We start from the raw sequence: 7044 nt of genomic DNA on the forward strand, positions 1-7044 counted from the left end.
TCTGAAAACTGTCTGCGCTCGGCCATACTGCGTTAAAAATCAGCTCAAAATGCTCATTTACACCCCGTAAACTCCGCTTTTTCGCTGATTTTTGCCTTGTCTGACCTTCGCTCGTCGACTTTTCAGACAGTGCCTAGAGTTCGTTCCCAAACTCGCGGAATAATGGGCGCCGGGGAACATGGCGAAGCGAGGGTCCTTTGCCATGGATGGCAAAGGTAGCGCCCAAGGAGGGGTTTACAGCGCCCTCGCGAAGCCTTGCCGCCGGGAAAGCCCATCCCGCCTAGCGATTGTGGGAGAGGCTTTTAACCATAGCAGGCCAACAAAATCACCGGCGACTCCTACGTCTTTCACCGGCTCGGCCGCGTTGCAGCTATCGCGGCGGGGCGGCCTCCGCCCGGCGGGCATAGCGGCGGGCCAGCAGCGCGCAGACGAACAGCTGGATCTGGTGGAACAGCATCACCGGCAGGATGATGCTGCCGATCAGCGCCGGCGGGAACAGCACGTGCGCCATGGGCACTCCGCTGGTCAGGCTCTTCTTGGAGCCGCAGAAGACGATGGTGATCTCGTCCTCCCGGGAAAAGCCCAGCCAGCGGCTGGCCAGGGTGGTGATGACCAGCACCGCCGCCAGAAGCAGCATGTCGATGATCACCATCACCGCCAGCGCCGCGGGCGACAGCTGCCCCCACAGCCCCGCGACCCGCGCCTCGCTGAAGGCCAGATAGACCACCATCAGGATCGCCCCGCGATCGACCAGCGCCAGCCGCTCCTTGTGGCGCACGACCCGCTCGCCGATCCAGCGCTGCAGCAGCTGCCCCGCCAGGAAAGGCGCCAGCAGCTGCAGCAGAATGGCGCCCAGCGCCTGCATCGACACACCACCACCTTCCGCCGACATCAAAAGCCCCACCAGCAGCGGCGTGATGAACATGCCCAGGATGTTCGAGGCCGAGGCCGAGCAGATCGCCGCCGGGACGTTGCCCCCGGCCATCGAGGTGAAGGCGATCGATGACTGGATGGTGGACGGCAGCAGGCACAGGAACATCACGCCCATGGCCAGCGAGGTCGGCAGCAGTGCCGGGGAGAGCCAGGCGATGAGCGCGCCCAGCACCGGAAAGAGCAGGAAGGTGGCGGCAAAGACAGTAGCGTGCAACCGCCAGTGAGCCAGCCCCTCGAGCACGGTCCGCGGCGACAACCGCGCGCCGTGCAGGAAGAACAAGGCGGCGATTGCCAGCTTGGTCAGCCAGGCGAAGACCTCGGCGGCCTCGCCGCGCACCGGCAGCAGCGAGGCCAGCAGCACGACGCCGAGCAGCATCAGCAAAAAGCGATCGATCGGCAGGCGGCGAAGCAGGGACATGTCGACTCCCGTCGGGTCAAAGGGCGCCATGATAGCCTGCCCGACGCCCCGACGTCGTGTCACGGGCTCACTGCCACGCCTCCAGGCGCATCGCCGAACGCACCAGCCGCTCGTCCTCCGCCTCGATCTCGCGCAGGTTGTCGCCGATGCTCGCCAGGTGCTCGAGCGCCGCTTCCCTTGCCCGATCGGCGTCCTGATCGATCACCGCCCGATACAGCCGCTCGTGCTGGCGATTGATCTGCTCGCGCGGCGCCGGCCGGTGATAGAGGTTCTTGACCGAGGCGAACACCGAGCTCAGCAGCAGGTCGGTCAGGCCCTGCAGGGTGTAGACCAGCACCGGATTGTGGGACGCCTCGCAGATCGCCAGGTGGAATCCATGATCGAAACGCGCCAGACGCTCTACATCGATCTCGTCGGCCTTCTGCACGTAGTCGACCATCTCCTCGTAGCGCCGGGTGATGATCACCCGATCCGCCGGCGTGCCGCGCAGTGCCGCCAGCCGCGCCGACTCGCCCTCGAGCAGCGTGCGCACCTCGAGCAGATCGTAGAGGGTGCGCGGATGATCGCGGAACAGGTGCATCAGCGGGCTGTCATCGCGTGGCGGAATCAACCGGGCCACCACCGAACCGCGCCCCTGGCGGGTCTCGATGATGCCCTTGCCGCGCAGCACCTTGAGCCCCTCGCGCAGCGAGGCCCGCGACACGCCCAGCTTGTCGCACAGGCGCCGCTCCGAGGGCAGCAGCTCGCCGGGACGAATCACCCCGTCGAGGATCAGCTCCTCGAGCTGGGCGGCAACCGTGTCGGCCATGCGACGATTACCCTGATGCGTGGAATAGGCGACCATCTCAGCTCCTTCCGAACCGTAGTCCGGACCTTGGGTCAGGCTCGAAAATTGGATGCCGGGGCACCCTTCGAGCTTACATTGAATAACTGGAAACACTTTTCATAAATTAGACCAATTACTGGTCATACCAGCATACCAAAGACTGGACAGGCGCGGCGAGAAGGCGCAGATTGAGGACCACGACAACCGGACGGGCTCCCGTGCCGGTCCCCGTGACTGCCCCGGCCGGCGACTCGCCGGCGCGATGAACGGAGAGTGAGCGATGAACATTCTCTACGACGAGCAGCTCGACGGCGCACTGACCCGCGTCGACAAGGCCGCCGTCCTGGATGACCTGCAGCAGGCGCTGCCGGACATGACCCTGCTGCACCGCGAGGAGGATTTGCGTCCCTTCGAGTGCGACGGCCTGTCCGCCTACCGCGTCATGCCGATGCTGGTGGCCATGCCCCACACCCTCGACCAGGTCGAGACCCTGATGCGTCACTGCCATGCGCTCGGCGTGCCGGTGGTGACCCGCGGCGCCGGTACCGGCCTGTCCGGCGGCGCCCTGCCGCTGGAACAGGGCGTGCTGCTGGTCATGTCACGCTTCGCCAGGATCCTCGAGGTCGATCCCGACGCCCGCACCGCCCGGGTCCAGCCCGGCGTGCGCAACCTGGCGATCTCCGAGGCCGCCGCGCCCCACGGGCTCTACTACGCGCCGGATCCCTCCTCGCAGATCGCCTGCTCGATCGGCGGCAATGTCGCCGAGAACGCCGGCGGCGTGCACTGCCTGAAATACGGCCTGACCGTGCACAACGTGCTGCGCGTCGAGGTGATCACCATCGAGGGCGAGCGCATGACGCTCGGCTCCGAAGCCTTCGATGCCCCGGGCTTCGACCTGCTGGCGCTGTTCACCGGTTCCGAGGGCATGCTCGGCGTGATCACCGAGATCACCGTCAAGCTGCTGCCCAAGCCGGAAAGTGCCAAGGTGCTGATGGCTAGCTTCGACGACGTCGAGAAGGCCGGCAAGGCGGTCGGCGACATCATCGCCGCCGGCATCATCCCCGGCGGGCTGGAGATGATGGACAAGCTGGCGATCAAGGCCGCCGAGGACTTCGTCAAGGCCGGCTACCCCACCGAGGCCGAAGCGATCCTGCTCTGCGAGCTCGACGGCGTCGAGGCCGATGTCGACGACGACTGCAACACCGTCCGCGGCGTGCTCGAGGCCGCCGGTGCCACCGACATCGCCCAGGCCCGCGACGACGCCGAACGCGCCAGGTTCTGGGCCGGGCGCAAGAACGCCTTCCCCGCAGTGGGCCGCATGTCGCCGGACTACTACTGCATGGACGGCACGATTCCGCGCCGCGAGCTGCCCCGCGTGCTGATGGGCATCGCCCGGCTCTCCGAAGAGTCCGGCCTGCCGGTGGCCAACGTCTTCCACGCCGGCGACGGCAACATGCACCCGCTGATCCTGTTCGACGCCAACAAGCCCGGCGAGCTGGAGCTGGCCGAGGACGTCGGCGGCAAGATTCTCGAGCTGTGCGTCGAGGCCGGCGGCAGCATCACCGGCGAGCACGGCGTGGGCCGCGAGAAGATCAACCAGATGTGCAGCCAGTTCCAGCCCGACGAGCTGACCGTGTTCCACGCCGTCAAGTCGGCCTTCGACGCCAGCCGGCTGCTCAACCCCGGCAAGAACATCCCCACCCTGCAGCGCTGTGCCGAATTCGGCGCCATGCACGTGCACAAGGGCGAGCTGCCGCACCCGGACCTTCCGCGCTTCTGAGGAACGATCATGACCCGCACCCATCACGAACAGGACGCGCATCCCGTTCAGGCCGAGCGCGGCCAGGACATCGCCGAGCAGCTGTGCGAGCAGGTCCGCCGCGCCGACGCCAATGCCACACCGCTACGCATCGCCGGCGGCGGCACCAAGGCTTTCTACGGCCGCCCGGTCGAGGGCGAGACACTGTCGCTGACCGAGCATCACGGCATCGTTCACTACGACCCGGTCGAACTGGTGGTCTCGGTGCGCGCCGGCACGCCGCTCACCGAGCTCGAAGCCGCCCTCGACGCCGAGGGCCAGCGGCTGCCCTTCGAGCCCCCGCATTTCGGCCCGGATGCGACCGTCGGCGGCGCCGTCGCCACCGGCCTCTCCGGCCCGCGACGCCCCTGGGCGGGCGCCGCGCGCGACTTCGTGCTCGGCTGCCGGCTGATCACTCACGACGGCAAGCAGCTGCGTTTCGGCGGCGAAGTCATGAAGAACGTCGCCGGCTACGACCTCTCGCGGCTGATGGTCGGCGCCCAGGGCACCCTCGGCGTGTTGACCGAAATCTCCTTCAAGGTGCTGCCGCGCCCCGCCGCGACGCGCAGCCTGCGTCTGGAAATGCCCGTCGAGACGGCCCTGGAACGCCTCGCCGAATGGGGCCGTCAGCCGCTGCCGCTGACCGCCGCCGCCTGGCACGACGGCGCCCTTCACCTGCGCCTGGAAGGCGGCACCAGTTCGGTGGCCGCCACCGCCGAGCGTCTGGGCGGCGACACCCTGGAGGCCGAGTTCTGGAACGACCTGCGCGAGCAGCGCCTGGCCTTCTTCGGCGATGACGACGGCCGCGCCCTGTGGCGCCTTTCGCTGCCCAACAACACGCCGGCACTGGCGCTGGACGGCGACATGCTCTACGACTGGGGCGGCGCCCAGCGCTGGCTGAAGGCGACCGCCGACGCCGAGACGATCCGCGAAGCCGCCGCCCGGGCCGGCGGTCACGCCACCTGCTACACGCCGCACGCCCAGGGTGGCGCCCGGGATCCCTTCACGCCGCTCTCGCCGGTCGTGGCCAAGTATCACCGGCAGCTCAAGGCCAAGCTGGATCCCAACGGCATCTTCAACCCCGGCCGGCTTTACGAGGGTCTCTGACATGCAGACACAGTTCACCGACGCCGATCTGGCGAAACCGCATATCCGCGAGGCCGACCGTGTCCTGCGAACCTGCGTGCACTGCGGCTTCTGCAACGCCACCTGCCCCACCTACCAGCTGCTCGGTGACGAGCGCGACGGGCCGCGCGGGCGCATCTACCTGATGAAGGAGCTGCTGGAGAGCCCGGATGACGACGACCAGGTCACCCGGGAGACCCAGCTCCACCTGGACCGTTGCCTGACCTGCCGCAACTGCGAGACTACCTGCCCCTCCGGCGTCGAGTATCACAAGCTGCTCGACATCGGCCGCGCCGAGGTCGACCGTCGCGTCGGTCGCACGCCCCGGGAGCGCATCCTGCATCTGGGGCTGCGCAAGGCACTGGTCGATCCGCAGCGTTTCAAGGCATTGCTGGCACTGGGCCAGACGTTCCGCCCGCTGGTGCCGGGCGCCCTCCGCGACAAGATGCCGGCACGCCCGGTGGACGCCGGCAAGCGCCCCGACGGCAAGCAGCACGCCCGCCAGATGCTGATTCTCGAAGGCTGCGTGCAGCCGGGCCTGTCGCCCAACACCAATGCGGCCACCGCGCGGGTGCTCGATCGCCTGGGTATCGGTCTGACGCCCGCTCCCGAGGCCGGCTGCTGCGGTGCCATCGACTACCATCTCAACGCCCAGGACGCCGGACGCGCGCGCATGCGTGCCAACATCGACGCCTGGTGGCCGGCGATCGAGAACGGCGTCGAGGCGATCATCCAGACCGCCAGCGGCTGCGGTGCCTTCGTCAAGGAATACGCCGACATGCTCGCCGACGACCCGGCCTACGCCGAGAAGGCCCAGCGGGTCAGTGCCCTGGCCAGGGACCTGTCGGAAATCCTGCGCGACGAGGCCCTCGACACCCTCGACGTCAAGGAGAGCCGGCGCCTGGCCTTCCACTGCCCCTGTACCCTGCAGCACGCCCAGAAGCTGGGTGGCGCGGTCGAGGGCGTGCTGACCCGCCTCGGCTTCGAGCTGACCCCGGTGCAGGACGCCCACCTGTGCTGCGGCTCCGCCGGCACCTACTCGGTCACCCAGCCCGAGCTGTCCCGTCAGCTGCGCGACAACAAGCTGGACAATCTGGAAGCCGGCAACCCCGAACTGATCGTCACCGCCAATATCGGTTGCCAGACCCATCTGGACGGCGCGGGGCGGACGTCAGTACGACACTGGATCGAGATCGTCGACGAGGCCTTGAATCCGGCCTGAACGGGCTGCGCTCGCGACGCTTTACAGCGCTTTTTCTTCAAATAGTCAATCATCTGGAACGCCAGTTAAGTAAAAACTAAAGGAGAGCAACCATGCAGACCAAAGCCGTACTCGAACTCAAGGGCGTCAACGCCATCCTCGACGCCGCCCAGAGCGAAGCCGAGGCCAACCAGTGGGCGGTGACCATCGCCGTCGCCGATGACGGCGGCCACCTGCTGGCCCTGCGTCGCATGGACGGCGCGCCGCCGTTCTCCGCCGGCGTGGCCACCGAGAAGGCGCGCAACGCCGCCATCGGTCGCAAGGAAACCCAGGCTTTCGAAGAGATGATCAACAACGGCCGCATCGCCTTCACCACCGCGCCGATGCAGGCTCTGCTGTCCGGCGGCGTGCCGGTCATCCAGGATGGTCAGGTCATCGCCAGCGTCGGCGTGTCCGGCGTCAAGCCCGACCAGGACGTGCAGGTCGCCAAGGCCGGCGTCGCCGCCCTGGCCTGAGGCCGTTCACTTCGCCACGGCGCTGATGCCCCGCACCGACGGTGCGTCAGCACCTCTCGGACAAGGAGACCGATCATGACCGACCGCGTTACCCGCCACCGCCTGCAGGTGGCCGCCGAACTCGACCGTTTCATCACCGACGAGGCCCTGCCCGGCACCGGTGTCGACCCCGAGGCCTTCTGGGCCGGCGTCGATGCCCTGGTCCACGACCTCGCGCCCACCAACCGC

At 67.8% G+C, this 7044-nt stretch carries 7 protein-coding genes; 5 read left to right on the plus strand and 2 right to left on the minus strand.

Features of this window, described 5'->3' with window-relative positions; all coding sequences use genetic code 11:
- Positions 1 to 370: 370 nt before the first annotated feature.
- Complete coding sequence (locus tag ACTCB7_RS11380; RefSeq protein ID WP_463006764.1) at positions 371 to 1351, minus strand: bile acid:sodium symporter family protein; 981 nt, start codon at positions 1349 to 1351, stop codon at positions 371 to 373.
- A 67-nt stretch (positions 1352 to 1418) separates the two neighbouring features.
- Complete coding sequence (glcC, locus tag ACTCB7_RS11385; RefSeq protein ID WP_463006765.1) at positions 1419 to 2195, minus strand: transcriptional regulator GlcC; 777 nt, start codon at positions 2193 to 2195, stop codon at positions 1419 to 1421.
- Between the two features lie 262 nt (positions 2196 to 2457).
- Between glcC and glcD the strand changes: the two genes are divergently transcribed.
- The 5 genes from glcD to ACTCB7_RS11410 all read left to right on the plus strand — a co-directional run.
- A complete protein-coding gene (gene glcD / locus ACTCB7_RS11390; RefSeq protein ID WP_463006766.1) occupies positions 2458 to 3957 on the plus strand; it encodes a glycolate oxidase subunit GlcD in 1500 nt (499 codons plus the stop codon).
- Positions 3958 to 3966: 9 nt separating this feature from the next.
- Positions 3967 to 5082 carry a glycolate oxidase subunit GlcE gene (gene glcE / locus ACTCB7_RS11395; RefSeq protein WP_463006767.1) on the plus strand — a complete coding sequence of 372 codons (1116 nt, stop codon included), beginning with the start codon at positions 3967 to 3969 and terminating at the stop codon, positions 5080 to 5082.
- A gap of 1 nt (position 5083) precedes the next feature.
- Positions 5084 to 6322 (plus strand): glycolate oxidase subunit GlcF, encoded by a 1239-nt coding sequence (gene glcF / locus ACTCB7_RS11400; protein WP_163647640.1) that lies wholly within the window; start codon positions 5084 to 5086, stop codon positions 6320 to 6322.
- A gap of 92 nt (positions 6323 to 6414) precedes the next feature.
- Positions 6415 to 6816, plus strand: a complete 402-nt coding sequence (locus ACTCB7_RS11405) for a heme-binding protein (protein WP_463006768.1) — start codon at positions 6415 to 6417, stop codon at positions 6814 to 6816.
- Positions 6817 to 6891: 75 nt separating this feature from the next.
- The coding region (locus tag ACTCB7_RS11410; protein ID WP_463006461.1) for a hypothetical protein at positions 6892 to 7044 on the plus strand (153 nt) is incomplete at its 3' end.

Source organism: Modicisalibacter sp. (assembly GCF_055145905.1).